The 14,928-nt window shown below is 75.8% G+C and carries 14 protein-coding genes; 2 read left to right on the top strand and 12 right to left on the bottom strand.

Features of this window, described 5'->3' with window-relative positions:
• Window positions 1-17 precede the first annotated feature (17 nt).
• The 6 genes from AC0GKK_RS01270 to AC0GKK_RS01245 form a co-directional block, all read right to left on the bottom strand.
• Complete coding sequence (locus AC0GKK_RS01270; RefSeq protein ID WP_482637547.1) at window positions 18-527, bottom strand: L,D-transpeptidase; 510 nt, start codon at window positions 525-527, stop codon at window positions 18-20.
• Between the two features lie 188 nt (window positions 528-715).
• Window positions 716-1,456 carry an enoyl-CoA hydratase gene (locus tag AC0GKK_RS01265; protein WP_482637548.1) on the bottom strand — a complete coding sequence of 247 codons (741 nt, stop codon included), beginning with the start codon at window positions 1,454-1,456 and terminating at the stop codon, window positions 716-718.
• Between the two features lie 9 nt (window positions 1,457-1,465).
• Window positions 1,466-3,805, bottom strand: a complete 2,340-nt coding sequence (locus tag AC0GKK_RS01260) for an FUSC family protein (protein WP_476651504.1) — start codon at window positions 3,803-3,805, stop codon at window positions 1,466-1,468.
• Between the two features lie 41 nt (window positions 3,806-3,846).
• Window positions 3,847-4,830 (bottom strand): SGNH/GDSL hydrolase family protein, encoded by a 984-nt coding sequence (locus tag AC0GKK_RS01255; protein ID WP_489882945.1) that lies wholly within the window; start codon window positions 4,828-4,830, stop codon window positions 3,847-3,849.
• A 194-nt stretch (window positions 4,831-5,024) separates the two neighbouring features.
• Window positions 5,025-6,341, bottom strand: coding sequence for an adenosylmethionine decarboxylase (gene speD, locus AC0GKK_RS01250; protein ID WP_489882944.1), 1,317 nt, complete (start codon window positions 6,339-6,341; stop codon window positions 5,025-5,027).
• Between the two features lie 11 nt (window positions 6,342-6,352).
• Window positions 6,353-7,510: a type III PLP-dependent enzyme gene (locus AC0GKK_RS01245; RefSeq protein WP_489884076.1), complete on the bottom strand. Its 1,158-nt coding sequence runs from the start codon at window positions 7,508-7,510 to the stop codon at window positions 6,353-6,355.
• A 71-nt stretch (window positions 7,511-7,581) separates the two neighbouring features.
• Between AC0GKK_RS01245 and AC0GKK_RS01240 the strand changes: the two genes are divergently transcribed.
• Entirely contained in the window at window positions 7,582-8,040 is a 459-nt protein-coding gene (locus tag AC0GKK_RS01240) for a pyridoxamine 5'-phosphate oxidase family protein (RefSeq protein ID WP_489882943.1), read from the top strand.
• Window positions 8,041-8,098: 58 nt separating this feature from the next.
• On the opposite strand, the gene AC0GKK_RS01235 is transcribed toward AC0GKK_RS01240, so the two are convergent.
• Window positions 8,099-9,718 carry a flavin-containing monooxygenase gene (locus AC0GKK_RS01235; RefSeq protein WP_476651507.1) on the bottom strand — a complete coding sequence of 540 codons (1,620 nt, stop codon included), beginning with the start codon at window positions 9,716-9,718 and terminating at the stop codon, window positions 8,099-8,101.
• 27 nt (window positions 9,719-9,745) lie between these two features.
• Entirely contained in the window at window positions 9,746-10,750 is a 1,005-nt protein-coding gene (locus AC0GKK_RS01230) for an alpha/beta hydrolase (RefSeq protein ID WP_476651508.1), read from the bottom strand.
• 122 nt (window positions 10,751-10,872) lie between these two features.
• Between AC0GKK_RS01230 and AC0GKK_RS01225 the strand changes: the two genes are divergently transcribed.
• Complete coding sequence (locus AC0GKK_RS01225; protein WP_489882942.1) at window positions 10,873-12,618, top strand: sigma-54-dependent Fis family transcriptional regulator; 1,746 nt, start codon at window positions 10,873-10,875, stop codon at window positions 12,616-12,618.
• Between the two features lie 24 nt (window positions 12,619-12,642).
• Here the strand turns inward: AC0GKK_RS01225 and AC0GKK_RS01220 are convergent, their stop codons facing one another.
• From AC0GKK_RS01220 to AC0GKK_RS01205, 4 genes are read right to left on the bottom strand one after another with little or no spacing between them, the layout of a single operon-like run.
• On the bottom strand, window positions 12,643-13,065 hold the full coding sequence (locus tag AC0GKK_RS01220; RefSeq protein ID WP_489884075.1) for an acyl-CoA dehydrogenase family protein: 423 nt from the start codon (window positions 13,063-13,065) through the stop codon (window positions 12,643-12,645).
• Between the two features lie 56 nt (window positions 13,066-13,121).
• Window positions 13,122-13,361 (bottom strand): hypothetical protein, encoded by a 240-nt coding sequence (locus AC0GKK_RS01215; protein ID WP_489884084.1) that lies wholly within the window; start codon window positions 13,359-13,361, stop codon window positions 13,122-13,124.
• Window positions 13,358-13,702 (bottom strand): hypothetical protein, encoded by a 345-nt coding sequence (locus AC0GKK_RS01210; protein WP_489882941.1) that lies wholly within the window; start codon window positions 13,700-13,702, stop codon window positions 13,358-13,360. Before AC0GKK_RS01210 ends, AC0GKK_RS01215 begins: the two co-directional genes overlap by 4 nt.
• Window positions 13,702-14,901 (bottom strand): acyl-CoA dehydrogenase family protein, encoded by a 1,200-nt coding sequence (locus AC0GKK_RS01205; protein ID WP_073575303.1) that lies wholly within the window; start codon window positions 14,899-14,901, stop codon window positions 13,702-13,704. The genes AC0GKK_RS01210 and AC0GKK_RS01205 overlap by 1 nt, the downstream gene beginning before the upstream one ends.
• Window positions 14,902-14,928 lie beyond the last annotated feature (27 nt).

Below are 14,928 nucleotides of genomic sequence, written 5' to 3'. Positions count from 1 at the left end.
CACACCCGCGGTGCGGCTCAGTGGATCTGCACCTGGTCGCCGACCTGCAGGTGGTCGAACCACTGGCGCGCATCGGTCTCGGCGAGCTTCACGCAGCCGGCCGACGGGGTCGAGAGGTCGCCCTGGTGGAAGGCGATACCGCCCTGGGCGAAGAACACCGACCACGGCATCTGGGTCAGCCGCTCCCGGCTGGTCCACTGCTCGGCCTTCCACTGCACGGCGAAGGTCCCGGTCGGCGTCGGGGCCTCCGGGTCGCCGGGGCGCATCGCGACCGGTCCGGCGACGACCCGACCGGCGTCGAACAGCCAGGTGGAGCGGCTCTCCAGATCCACACAGGCCCGCGCCGAGGAGGTGCACGGTGTGCCCGGGACGAGCTCGCCGGTGGCGACCTGCCGGTCGGTGGGATCGGGCTGCTCCGACGGCTCGGCCAGGGCGGGGCCCGCCAGGAGCCCGGCGGTCAGGGCCCCGGTCAGGGCGACGCCCACCGCGAGGAGCCCGGCGGTCCGGCTCCGTCCCCGTGCCCGCATCCGTCCGCCCCTCCGCCGGGCGCACGCCCCACGTCCCCGGCCCGTCGGGACCGACCGGAAGCACAGTGCGACCGGCTGGTTCCCCACGGTAGCCCAACATGATCTTGAGCTGAACGGGCGAGTTCGACACCGCCGATCGGCGGTGCACGAGAAGCGTCGGACGGTCGCTGCGTCGTCCGGTCCCGCGGTCAGCGGCCCCGGAACACCGGTGCGCGCTTCTCGGTGCGGGCGGCGCGCCCCTCGGCGATGTCCTCCGCGGCCCAGCATCCGCGGAACTCCGCGGTGAGGCCGTCGACCACCGCCGGGTCGGTATGGCCGCCACGGCCGAACGCGTCCACCGAACGCTTGTTGTAGGCCAGGGTCAGGGGGGCCATGGTCGCGATGTCACGGGCCAGGGCGTGTGCGGCGTCGCGGTCGCCGAGGGTGTCGGCGAGACCGCGGGCGTGGGCGGTGACGGCGTCGACGGTGGCGCAGGCCAGCAACAGGCTGCGGGCCGTGCCGCCGCCGGCGATCTGCACCAGGCGCTCGATCGTCCACGGGTCCACGGCCAGACCGAGCCGCGCGGTCGGCAGCCCGAACACCGCCTCCGGGGCGGCGACCCGCAGGTCGCAGGCCAGGGCCAGCTGCAGCCCGCCGCCGATCGCGGGCCCGGTCACCGCGGCCACGGTCGGCATCGGCAGGTCGGCGACCGCGTGCAGCCCGGTGTAGAGCGCGTCGAGGAACTCGTCGGTGTAGACCTCGCCGAAGTCGGCGCCGGAGCAGAACGCCGGCCCGTTCCCGGCGACGACCACCGCCCGCGCGCCGGCCGCGCGGACCTCGGCCGCGGCGTCGACCAGCTGCCGGCAGGTCGCGATGTCCAGGGCGTTGCGGCGCTCGGGGCGGTTCAGCTCGATCAGACCGACGTCGTCGTGGGTGCTCACGGAGATCACGGCCGGACCCTAACCCGCCGCCGCGGCCCCGGACCCGTCCGCGTGACCGGCGCCGCGCGCGGCGGGGGCGGGCTCGCTCCAGGTCTGCCCGCACAGCTCCCGGGCCAGGCCGACGGCGAGCTGGTCGATCCGGCGGAGCAGCCGCGCCGCGGTCAGCCGGCGCGTCCGCTCGGTACCGGGACCGGCGGCGGTCCGTGACGCCGCGTCCGCCTCGGCGGCGTCGAGCAGCTCCTCCGCGGAGCCGACGCCGTAGTCGGCGGGGCCCGCGCCACTCGGGTGCTCACGCCGGTCGGCGGGGCCCCAGGCGTCGTCGAGGATGCGGCGCAGGCCGTCGAGGTCGGCGCGGACCCGCTCGGCCGCGGGCTCCAGGGTCGCGGCCCAGCCGGGCACCGACGCGGTCGCGGCCTGGGCGGCGAGCTGGCGGGTGTAGTGGTCGACGGCGCCGACGACCCGCACGGTGTGGTGCACCCCGCGGCGCAGCGGCCTGCGGGCGACGGGGTGCTGCAGCGGCACCGCGCGGGTCCGCACGGTGGCCACCGCGGTGTCCACGGCGCGGGCCTTCTCCAGCGGGTCACCGGCGCCGGGGCGGCCCAGCGCCGCGTCGACCGAGGTGCGCAGGGAGACGTCGACGGCGGTGAGGGCGTCGTCGAGGGCCTCGGCGAAGGCCGTGCGCGACCGGGTGGGCAGGACCAGGTAGGCGGCGAGCATGCCCAGCGCGCCGCCGACGACGGTCTCCTCGACCCGCAGCACCAGGGTCTGCACGCTGAACTGGCCGATCACGCCGTAGAGCAGGGCCAGCACCGCGGTGATCCAGAACGCCATCATCGCCTGCGAGATCCGCACCAGGTACAGGGCGAGGAACACGCAGACGAACAGCAGCGCCAGGCTGGCGACGACGTTGCCGCCCACCAGCAGCGCCAGCAGCATCCCCGCCACGACCCCACCCGCGGTGCCGACCGCGCGGGCCCAGCCGCGGCTCAGGACGTCGCCGCGGCTGGCGGTGCCGGCGAACACCACGAACGCGGCGATCACCGCCCAGTACCAGCGCGCCGGGGAGACCAGCTCGCCGACGACGATCGCGAGGCTGGTGGCGACGCCGACCTGCACGGCCTGGCGGGTGTGCAGCGCGAGCCCGCCGAACCGGTCCCGGCCCGCCGGCGGCGGCAGCTGTGCGGGGACGGGCTCGGGTGCCGGGTCGCCGCCCGCGGTCTCCCGGTCGGTGTCGTGGTGCTCGGCGATCCGCAGACGGGCCTGCTCTACGGTGGTCTGCATCGCGTCGGCGAGCCGGACGACGGCGAACCCGATGCGCTGCTCGCGCGCGGCGGGCCCGACCCCGGCCGGCCGGTCCACGATGTCGGCGACGGCGGACCGTGCGGCGTCGTAGAGGCGGGCGGCGATCGCGCCGGGCGTCCCGACGGCGGTGGCCGCGGCGAGGGCCCGCAGCCCCTCGGCCAGTTCGGCGCGGTCGTCGTCGGGGATCGGGTCGTGGTGCTCGACCGACCGGCGGACCGACATGGCGACCCGTTCGGCGGCGAGCTCGGAGTCGATGATCCACTGCCGCAGGCCCGCGACGGGGCCGGCCGCGCCGTCGGGGCCGTCGTCGGTGTCGTCGTCGGTGTCGTCGAGCCGGTCGGTCACCAGCAGCGCGGTCTCGTTGAGCCGGGCCTGGGCACGCACCAGCGGGTCGAGGTCGGGCTCACCGGCGGTGGTCTCCACCGCCTCGACCGCGGTGAGCAGCAGCGCGTGCAGCCGCGCCTCGAACGCCCGGAACAGCGCGTCCAGCACGGCCTCGGAGCGGCGGGTGAACACCAGGCAGCGCAGCAGGAAGGTGCTGCCGATGCCGATCACCGCCCCGGCCAGCAGGAACGGCAGCTCGCCGGGGCCGGCGTGCAGGAACTGCACGAAGAAGAACGGCATGAACGCCGCCATGCCGAGCGCAACCCCGCGCGGCCCGTACCGCCGGACCGCGACGGCGACCATCATGACCAGGACGAACACGACGTCGGCCGCGACCCGGTCCGTCGACAGCAGCGCGGACACCGTCGCCGACGCCGCGGCGGGCACGACCATCAGGGCGGTGGTGACCCGCCGTCGCCGCAGGTCGTTCTCGTTCACCGCCAGGTTGCTGATCATCGCCAGCACCACGGAGAACAGCACGATCGTGACCGGCTGCCCGGTCAGGGCGCGCAGCACGCTCGCGGCGACCGCGGCCAGCAGCATCGCCGCGGTCGCGACCGAGGCCAGGTGCAGCCGGGTGTGGCCCGGGTCGACCGCGGCCGCCCACGTCCGCAGCTCGCCCCACCGGGCCGGCACCGGCAGACGTCGTCCCCGCTCGACCGTCCCCGTCACGGTGCGAGTCTGACACGCACCGCGACCCGGAGGTCCCTACCTCAGTTCGCGGTGCGGGCCTGCGGCGGCAGCGACGCGGTCGGCACCGGGTTGGTCGCCCCCGGGACCGGCTGCGAGGTGGGCCGGGCGACCCGGATGCCGAGCACGTCACCGGCGGCCGCGGCCATCGCGCGCATCCCCTGGGCGTTGGGGTGCACCGGCGCGGCGGGCGAGGTCGGAACCAGGCCCTCGACCCACTTCACGCCGGGCAGCGTGCAGGCGTCGTGGCCGATGGTCGGGGTGTAGGTGTCGACGTAGTCGACACCGGCGTCGCGGGCGGCGTCGGCCAGCATCGCGTTGAGCTTCTTCTCGGTCTCGCGCAGGTAGGCGGTGTCACCCGGGCTGAACGGGATGACCGGGTAGCAGCCGGGACCGGTGTCCGGGAGGATCGACGGGTACCCGACGACGGCGACCCGCGCGGCCGGCGACCGGTCGCGGATCGTCGCCAGCACGTCGGCCACCTTGGACTCGGTGCCGTCGATCCGCTCGGCGAGCTGGTCGGTGCCGCCCGCGGTGTAGAAGTCCTTGCAGGCCGCGCCGAACAGGTTCGCCGAGGAGCGGCGCACGCACTCGCTGATGATCCCGGAGAAGCCGATGTCGTTGCCGCCGATGGTCAGGGTGACCAGCGACTCGGAACCGTCGAGGGCGTCGAGCTGCGGCGGGTTCGGGCCGGCCTGGACCTGCTGCGGGGCCGTCATGTCCTCGGTCGTCGCGCCGCTGCAGGACACGTCGGTGAAGCGGCCGATGCCGGCCGAGCGGGCGAGCACCGACGGGTAGTTCTGGTTCGAGCGCAGGCACCCGGACGGCGTGCCCTGCTGCACCGGGACCAGCGGGCCCGCGGCGTAGGAGTCGCCCAGGGCGACGAAGCGCCCGACCGGGGCGGTGTCGAGGTTGCGCGCGGACAGCGTGGTCTCGGCGAACGTGGTCGGCGCCTCCGCCTGCGCGGGCGCGAGGGCGCTCATCCCCGCCGAGCTCAGCAGGGTCATGGTCGCCACGGCGAGCCACCGGGACGGACGGGCACGGCGCACGGGCTCTCGGACCTCCGGTCGGACGTCGCCGGCGTGGGCACGCCGGTCCTGACCGACCAACGATCATCGTCGCCGACCGGTTACGCCCCGTTCGGCGCACGTGACGGGCCGGGTCCGACCCGGCCCGTCACGCACCGTGGGCGGGGGCTCGCTCAGTCGGTGAGCCTGCGCAGCGACAGCGGTGCCACCAGGCGGTGCCGCAGCGCGGTCGCGTCCCAGAGCTCCGGCTGCGACGGCATCGACGCGAGCCGCCCGGCGGCGACCGCGCCGGGGTCGTCCATCGGCTCGCGGACACCGGCGAGGAAGGCCCACTCGTGCTCCTCGCAGCCGATGTAGACCCCGCGCCCGCCGGTCTCGCCGAACACCGCGGCGAAGCGCTGCCAGGCCGAGCGCAGCGTCGCGTCCCGCCACACCGCCGGGCTGCCCGCCTGGAACACCAGGACCCCGCCGGGGGTGAGCCGCTGCGCGCAGGCGCGGACGAAGTCCTCCTCGTAGAGCCGGTTGATCTGGGCGTCGGGCTCGTCGGGGCGCTCGTCGGGCAGGTCGACGACCACCAGGTCCCAGTGCTCGTCGGATTCCAGGACGAACTGCCGACCGTCGCCGTAGGTCAGGTGCACCGGGCCGTCGCCGCGCTCGGCCGCGGCGAGGGACTCGGGGGTGTAGCCGTAGGGCAGGTGCTCGGCGCAGATCCGGACGGCCTCGGTGTCGATGTCGACGTGGTCGACCCGGCTCGCACCGGCAGCGACCGCCATCTCCGACGCGACACCCTCGGAGGAGCCGACGATCAGCACCCGGTCCAGCTCGCGGGCCAGCAGGGCGCCGGGCCACACCAGCGCCTCGTGGTAGGTGAGCTGGGTGTGCTCGGTGGACTGGCGCTCGTCGTCGCAGAAGAGGGTGACGCCGTGCGCGGTGTCGGCGACCACGACGTGCTGGAACCCGGTGTACGCGACGTGGTGGACCCGGCCGAGGTCCCAGCGCCGGGTCAGGCCGGGCGAGAGGGGCTCGGTGACGGTGCGCGGGGCGCCGCCGCGGTCCACGACCTGCAGCGCGGTGTCGGTCGCGCCGACACGCTCGGCGAGGCGGCGCACGGCGTCGACCGGGTCGGCGCTCTCGCCGCAGGTGAACACGTCGACGTGCATGCCGCCGTGCTCGGGCCAGGTGTGGATCGAGGCGTGCGACTCGGCCAGGACCGCGACGACGGTCGCCCCCTGCGGCTCGAACCGTTCGACGACCACCTGGCGGACCTGGGCCCCGGCCTCGGTCAGCGCGGCGGTCAGGTCGCTGCGCAGGCGGTCGCAGTCGTCGAGGATCTCGGGGGCGATGCCACCGAGCTCGGCCAGGACGTGTCTGCCGACCGGTGACGACGTGCTGGGCAGCGCGGGTGCGCCCGTCCCGAGCCCGACGGCCGGATGCAGTTCTCCGGCCGCGGCGGCGGGCACGGACATGATCGGCGAGGTGGAGGATGACACGTCCGGACACGTTAACCGGGATGTGGGAGTGACGCCCCCTCCCCCGCGACGAGCACCTCGAGCGGGCCGAACCCGTTGAACCCGACCGAGGCGTAGCTCGAGGTGTAGGCGCCGGCCCCGAGCAGGTCGACCACGTCGCCCGCGGCCAGGTCCAGCGGCAGCGCGACCGGGGTGCGGCGGTAGAGGACGTCGTCGCCGTCACAGGTGGGGCCCGCGACGACGACCGGTCCGGGCGGGCCGCTGCGCCCGGGCACGCGCAGCGGGTAGGCGATCGCCTCACCCTCGGTCTCGGCGAGTCCCTGGTAGCGGCCGACGTCGAGGTACACCCAGCGGCGGTGGTCCACGCCCGGGCGGCGGGACACGCGCAGCACCCGGGCGCGCAGCACCCCGGCCGGGGCGACCAGCGCGCGGCCCGGTTCCAGCAGCAGCGTCGCGCCGTCCACGTGCCCGGCGTCGACGGCCGTGGCCACCGCGGCGCGCACGGCCGCGACGTAGTCCTGCGCGGGGGCGACGGCGGCGCGGTAGGCCACCGGCCAGCCGCCGCCCAGGTCGAGCTCGGGACGGCGCAGCCCGGCCCGCCCGGCGGTCGCCAGCGCGAGCGCGACGGCCCCGGCGTAGGTGGCGGGGCGGGTCTGCTGGGAGCCCGCGTGGAAGGTGACCCCGGCGGCGACCAGGCCGCGGTCGGCGACCCGCCCCAGCAGCGCGACGGCGGCGTCGGGCGGCGCCCCGAACTTGCCGTGGAACGGCGTCGCCGAGCCGGTGTCGTCGACCGAGAGCCGGACCTGCACCCGGGCGCCGGGGACCTCGGCGGCGAGGGCGTCGACGTCCTCGGCGCTGTCGGTGACGAACCGGGTGACGCCGTCGCGGGCGGCCCGGGCGGCGGCACCGGGGCCACGCACCGGGTTCCCGTGCTGCAGCGTCGCCGGGTCCGCACCGGCGGCCAGGCACAGGTCGATCTCGGCCTGGGAGGCGACGTCGAACCCGGCCCCGGCCGCGACGAGGACGCGCAGCACGGCGGGCTCCGGGCAGGCCTTGACGGCGTAGAGGATCCGGGCGTCGCCGAACGCGGCGGCCAGCGCGCGGTACCGCTCGCCGGCGACGGAGGGGTCCAGCGCCAGGTACGGCGTGGGACGGTCGGTGGCGAGCAGCTGCTCCAGGGCGGGGCTCAGGTCGTGCACGTGGTGATGCTCTCCCCGGCCGCACCACCCGCACCGGCCGGGGTCTGATCTAGGTTCGGACGATGACCGCACCGAAGCCGCAGCGCCGCGCCCGGAAGATCGCGATGACCCCGGAGGAGGTCACCGCCTTCCTCGACGCCGAGCGCACCTGCCGGGTCGCCACCAACGGCGTGAACGGCCTGCACGCCACCCCGCTCTGGTACCTGTGGGACGGCGAGGCGCTCTGGCTGACCTCGCTCTCGCGCTCGCAGCGCTGGGTGGACCTGCAGCGCGACCCGCGGATCGCCGTGGTCGTCGACGCCGGGCACGACTACGCCGAGCTGCGCGGGGTCGAGCTGCGCGGCTCCGTCGAGGTCGTCGGCGAGGTGCCCCGCACCGGCGAGCCGAACCCGGAGCTGGAGCGGGTCGAGCAGGCCTTCGCCGCCCGCTACACCGGCGGCCAGGTCGTGATCGACGGACGGCACGCGTGGCTGCGGCTGCGCCCGGAGAAGATCACCAGCTGGGACTTCCGCAAGATGTGATCACCGGGTGTGCGGGGTCCGGTGCCGGATCCGGCACCGGACCCCTCACCGGTGGCGATCACCGGGAGCCTCCCGAGCCGTGCATCGCGAACCCGCGGTACCCGTCGCGGGCCACGGTGGACAGCTCCTCACGGTAGGCCTTGTGCCCGGCCATGTAGAACATCACCGCGTTCGGCTTGCCGGGGATGTTCGCCCCGAAGATCCACGAGTCGGCCTTCGGGAACAGCGTGGCGTCGGCGATCTCCCGGCAGAGCCGGGACCAGCCCTGCTCGGCCTCGGCCGTCGGCTCGATCGTGCCGATGCCGCTGCGCTCGGCGTGCCCGATCAGCTCACCGATCCACTCAACCTGGGCCTCGATGCTCGGCGGCAGGTTGGTGAACGGCCCGTTCGGCCCGAGGATCATGAACATGTTGGGGAAGCCCGCCTTCGACACACCGAGGTAGCTCGACGGCCCGTCGGTCCAGTGGTCGTCGATGTGGCGGCCTCCGCGGCCGCGCAGGTCCATCGCCCGGTAGTTGCCGTCGACGGCGTCGAAACCGGTCGCGAGGACGAGCACGTCGAGCTCGTGCACGACCCCGTCGGCGGTGCGCACCCCGGCCGGGGTGACCTCCGCGATCGGGTTCTCCCGGATCGAGACCAGCTCGACGTCGTCGCGGTTGAAGGTCTCGTAGTACCCCTCGTTGCAGATCGGGCGCTTGGCGTAGAGGTCGGTCGGTGTGAGCTTCCGGGCGGTCTCCGGGTCCACGACGATCTCGGAGATCTTGCGCCGGATGAACGCGGCGGCCGCGGCGTTGGCCTCGGGATCGGTCGCGATGTCGCAGAACGTGCCGAACATGAACCGGAACCCGTTGCCGGCGTCCCAGTTCTCCTGGAAGACGCGCTCGCGCTCCTGTGCGGACACGCTCATCGCCTCGACGGCGCTCTCCTCGAACCCGAACGCCACGACCGAACCGCGCACCTGGTCCCAGATCTCGGGGAAGTGCTCCTTGGTGCGGTCGACCTCGTCCTGGGTGACCGGTCGGTTGCCGGAGGGCACGTTGTACTGCGGGCTGCGCTGGAAGACGGTGAGGTGAGCTGCGCGCGGGGCCGCCGCGACGATGAACTGGGCGCCGGTCGAGCCGGTCCCGACGACGCCGACCCGCCGCCCGGTGATGTCGAGGTCGTCGGGCCAGGCGTTGGTGTGGACGGTGCGCCCGGCGAAGGTGTCCAGCCCGGGGAGGGCGGGGATGTTGCTGCGGGCCAGCAACCCCAGGGCGTTGACCAGGTAGCGGCAGCGCACCGTCTCGCCGCCGGAGGTGCGCACCCGCCAGAGACCGGCGTCCTCGTCGTAGACCGCGGCGGTCACCTCGGTGCCCAGCGTGATGTCCCGGCGCAGCCCGTACCGGTCGACGACGTGCTCGAGGTAGGCCAGGACATCGGGCTGGTCCAGGTAGCGGGTGCTCCAGTTCCATTCCTGCAGCAGGTCCCGGTCGAACGAGTAGCGGTAGACGAACCCCTCGGTGTCGGACTTCGCGCCGGGGTACCGGTTGAAGTACCAGGTGCCGCCGACGCCGTCGCCCTTCTCGAAGGCGCGGACGCTCAGGCCGAGCCGGTCCCGCAGCGTGTGCAGCATGTAGATCCCGCCGAACCCGGCGCCGACGACGACGGCGTCGACATCGGGGGTGGTGGACGTGGTCATGGTGTGCTCCCGGTGGGTGTCGAGGGGTCAGCCGCGGTACCAGGCGGCGAGGGCGGCGAGCTCCTCGTCCGCCTCGGGCGCGGTGCCGGCGAGGAACGGGAAGACGTGCTGCATGCCCGCGACGACCGACAGCGTCACGTCGACGCCGGCGGCCCGGGCCCGGTCGGCGAGCCGGACGGCGTCGTCGAGCAGCGCCTCGGCACCCCCGGCGTCGACGTAGAGCCGGGGGAGGCCGGTGAGGTCGGCGTGCAACGGGTTCGCCAGCGGTGCCCGCCGGTCGACGTGCCCCTCCCCCAGGACGCCGGCGATCATCCCCTCCAGCAGGGGCACCGTGACCAGGGCGTCCGAGGCGGCGTTGGTGACGAGCGTGGCGCCGGTGTTCTCCATGTCCAGCCACGGCGAGAACGCGACGACCCGGCCCGGCAGCGGCCGGCCCGCGTCGCGCAGGGCGAGCACGGTGGCGATCGCCAGGTTCCCGCCCGCGGAGTCACCGATGGTCGTCACGTCCGCGGGGGCGGTCCCCCGGGCCAGCAGCGCCTCGAACACCGCGACGGTGTCCTCCACCTGTGCCGGGTGCCGGTGCTCCGGCGCGCGACGGTAGTCCGCCACGAACGCCGTGGCGCCGACGGCCCGCGCGACGTGCCCCGCGAGCTTGCGATGGCTCGACGCCGAGCCGACGGCGAACCCGCCGCCGTGGGTGTAGAGCAGGACCTGCGCGGGATCCGCCCCGACCGGCAGCGCCCAGATCCCCGGGACACCCCCGAGGGACTCCTCCCGGTAGGTCACGTCCTCGGGTTCACGGGTGGCCTGGTGCCACTCGTCGAAGATGCTGCGGAACAGCCGCGTGGTCAGGTCCGGGGTCGCCGCGATGACGGCGGACCAGTCGGCGTAGAGCGCGCGCAGCGCGTCGGACTCCGTGGACGCACCCGTCGGGCGGGTCGGTGGTGCCGTCGTCATCGCGGTCCTCCTCCGGTCGGCCGGAGCGACGGCGGGCGCCGCGCCGGCGGTGGCGTGGCCGTCGATGGTGGGCACCGCGGAGGCACCGCGGGTGTTCCGTTCTGGAACGCCCGCCGGCCACTCCCCCTGGCCAGGATGGTGTGACCTGGGGCACCGTGGACGTGTCCGCAACGGGCGGCGAGGGACGGATCGGGGCGATGACGCGTCGGGACGAGGACACGGCGGTGCCGGCCCTGTCGGCCGGGCAGCGCCTGCGCATCCGGCGCAGCCGCGAGACGCTCGTCGACGGGGGGCTGCTGGCGCTGCCGCCCGGCCACGCGGGCGTGCCGCCGCTGATCGAGCAGAGCTGGCGGCGCTGCATCGGCGAGGCGGTGCCGACGGCGCCGGACCGCATCGGCTACGCCGACCCCGGCGACGACCACACCGCGCTGCGCCGGGCCGCGGCGCCCGTGCTGGAGCGGCTCGTGGACAGCTTCGCCGACGTCCCGGTGGCCATGGTGCTGTCCGACGCGACCGGGCGCATCGTCCGCCGCCACGTCGGTGTCCGGCGCCAGCGCACGCTCATGGACCGGGCGAGCGCGGTGGAGGGCTCGGACTTCTCCGAGCGGTCGGTGGGCACCAACGGCATCGGCACGGTGCTGGTCGAACGACGCCCGGTCCTGGTCCGGGGCCCCGAGCACTACAACGCCCTCCTGGAGAACCTCACCTGCGCGGGCACCCCGCTGGTCGAGCCCGGGACCGGCCGGACGGTGGGCTCGCTCTCGCTGGCCTGCGCGGTGCGCGACGTGCACCCGCTCATGGCGGTGATGGCCGCCGACATCGGCCGCCAGATCGAGGCCCGGCTGCTCGACGAGGCGGGCGAACACCGTCGCAGGCTGGTGCGGGCCTACCTCGCGCTGGAGCGGGCCACGACCGGGGCGCTGGTCGTCGACGCCGACACCGTCCTTGCCGACCGGCACGCGCTGGCCCACGCCGGCCCGGACCTGCACACCCTGCTGTGGGACCTCCTGCGCGACGGGGGCCCGGACCGGCCACGCCGGATGCGGGTGCCGATGCCCGACGGCCCGCACGACGCGGTCGTCGCCCCGGTCGAGGGCACCGGGGGGACCGCGTTCAGCATCCGGCTGGCGCCCCGCCGGGCAGCACCCGCGGTGGCGGCCCCGGCCACCGTCCGGGGAGCCGCGCTCCACCACGACCCGGAGGTCGACCACCGGCTCCGCGAGGCCGTCTCCCACCGGGAGACCGTCGCCGTGACCGGCCCCGGCGGCAGCGGGAAGCTGCGGACCGCCCGCCGCGTGCTGTCCCGCCTGGGCCACGACGGCGCCGTGGTCGTCGAGCCGCACCGGGAGCCCGAGTGGTGGGAGACGGCCCGCGCGGCGCTGGCCGCCGGTCGCGGGCTCGTCCTGCGGCGGGTGCACCTGTCACCGGGGCCGCGCCCGGCGCTCCTGCGGGACCTGGCCGCGACCGGCGTCCCGTTCGTCCTCACCGCCGACGCCGACCCCACCGACGACACCACCCCCGCCCTCCTCGGCCAGGTCGCCACCACCGTCCGCCTCCCGGCGCTGGCGGCGGGCCGCGAGCACCTCCCGGCGCTGGTGGAGACGCTGCTCGCGGAGCTGCCCCCGCCCGCGTCGGGGTCCCGGCTGTCCGGCGCGGCCCTGGACCGGCTCCGGGCCTGGCACTGGCCCGGTGACCTGGCCGAGCTCCGCACCGTGGTCACGGCGGCGGCCCGCCGCGCCGACGGCGGTACGGCCGGCGAGGCCGACCTCCCCGACCGCCTGCGCACCGCCCGCCGGGAACTCGGTCTGCTGGAGGCCGCCGAACGCGACGCCGTGGCCGACGCCCTGCGTGCGGCGGGCGGGAACCGCACCCGGGCCGCCCGCACACTCGGGATCGGGCGCAACACCCTCTACCGGAAGCTGCGCGAGTTCGGGGTGTCCTGACCGGCCGGCACGCACCGGCGGCGTTCAGGGCCGCCCGGTCACCAACGGCCAGAGCCCGTCGGCGCCCGCGTCCAGCGCGGCCGCCCCGACCCGGTCGTTCCAGAACGCCTCGTCACCGTCCTCGTCGCGCCAGGCCCACAGCCGGGTCGTGACCAGCCGCAACGCGTGCTCGCGGGTGAACCCGATGGCCCCGTGCACCTGGTGGGCGATCCGTGCGACCGCCGTCGCCGCCTCCGAGCAGCGGGCCTTCGCCGCGGCGACGGCGAACGCCGTCTCCGCGGCGGCGAACCCCGCGCGCCGCGCGGTCGAGGTCGCGGCGGCGGAGGCGGCGGAGGCGGCGGCGACCTCGGCGCCCGCCTCGGCGAGCATCTGCTGCACGGCCTGGAAGCGGCCGATGGGACGACCGAACTGGGTGCGCTCCCCGGCGTAGGCGACCGAGCGGGCCAGTGCGCCGCGGGCCGCGCCGGCGAGCAGCAGCGACCGCGCCAGCGCCGCCCGCAGGGTCAGCTCCGCCGCCGCCCCGGCGGGGCGGAGCCGGTGGCCAGCGGCGTGACCCCGTCGAGGGTGAGGCCGTCGCGGGGCTCCTCGGCGAGGTTGGCGCCCTCGGTGACCGCCGCCGCGCCCGTGTCGAGCACGAGGACCCGGTCGCCGTCGAGGACGACGACCGCGGCCAGCGAACGCCCCCACGGCACCCGGGTCAGGGCCGCCGACACCGTGCCGGCCGGGCCGCCGCTGCCGGTCACCGTCCCCCGGCGGTCCCGGCCGGGCGGTCCCCGCCGGTCGCGTCGGTGACGACGGCGGCCAGCGGCCCGTCCGGCACGGCGAGCCCGGCGGCGCGGGCCAGCCACCCGGCGAGCAGGTCGGTCTCGGCCAGCGGCAGGCGGGCCGCGTCGGCGCCGGCGACCTCCAGCAGCACGGCGGCGTCGTCGAGGGTGCCGCCGGTGTCCGGGTCGGTCAGCGAGGTCAGCCCGGCCCCGGCACACGCCTTCCAGGCCGCCGTGTCCAGGCCGGTCCCGTCACGGTCGTCGGAGCCGGCGGCGAGGATCGAGGCGGCCAGGTCGGCCAGGTCGCTGTTGCGGGCCATCAGCGCAGTCCCATCCCCCGCGCGACGATGCCGCGCAGGACCTCGTTGGTGCCGCCGCGCAGGGTGAACCCGGGCGCGTGCAGCACGGCGTCGGCGAGCAGCCGGGCGAACCCGGACTCCGCACCCGGGTCCGGCGGGATGTCGACCAGCAGCCGGGCGGCGTCGACGATCTCGTTCTCGTAGCGGGTACCGAGGTCCTTGACCAGGGCCGCGGCCAGCTCGGGGGCCCGGCCGGACTCCAGCGCCCCGGCGACGGCCAGCGACATGGCCCGCAGCGTCCACAGCCGCGACACCAGCGACCCGACGCGACGACGGGTGCCGGCGTCGGCACGGCCGGCACCGGCGAGCTCGCCGACCAGCGACGCCAGCAGCGGGTAGGTCGACAGGAACCGCTCCGGTCCGGAGCGCTCGAACGCGAGCTCGCCGGTGACCTGGGCCCAGCCGTTCCCCAGCTCGCCGAAGACCCGCGCGTCGGGGATGAACACGTCGTCGAAGCGGACCTCGTTGAAGTGGTGCGCCCCGGTGAGCAACGGGATCGGGCGGATCTCCACCCCGGGCGAGTCCAGCTCCACCAGGAACTGGGACAGCCCCGCGTGCCGGTGCGCGTCGTCGCGCGGCTCGGTGCGCACCAGCGCGAAGAACGCGTGCGCGTGGTGCGCCCCGGAGGTCCACACCTTGGTGCCCGAGAGCCGCCACCCGCCGTCGACGCGGGTCGCCCGGGTCCGCACCGACGCCAGGTCGGAGCCCGAGTCCGGCTCCGACATGCCGATGCCGAAGTACACCTCGCCGCGGGCGATCCCGGGCAGGAACGCGCGACGCTGCTCCTCGGTGCCGTGGCGCAGCAGCGACGGCCCGATCTGGCGGTCGGCGATCCAGTGCGCCGCCACCGGTGCGCCCGCGGCGAGCAGCTCCTCGGTGACGACGTAGCGCTCCAGCGCGGTCCGGCCGTGCCCGCCGTACTCGGTGGGGATGGTCATCCCGAGCCAGCCGCGCTCCCCCAGCCGCCGCGAGAACGACTCGTCCCAGCCGGAGAGCCACACGTCCGCACGCGGGGTCCAGCGGGCGGCGCCGCGCTCGTCGTCGAGGAAGGACCGGACCTCGGCCCGCAGGTCCGCCAGCCCGGCGGGGAGCTCGACCGGGTCGGGCACGAGCTCGGGCAGGGCCGCTGCCGGTGTCGATGTCGCTGCCACGGGCCTCATCATGACCCAGCCCCGCCGGCGCCGCCG

This window comes from Pseudonocardia sp. P-1 (assembly GCF_058111925.1).
The sequence above is the reverse complement of the archived record's forward strand: the minus strand, read 5'-3'. Positions and strand labels throughout refer to the sequence as shown.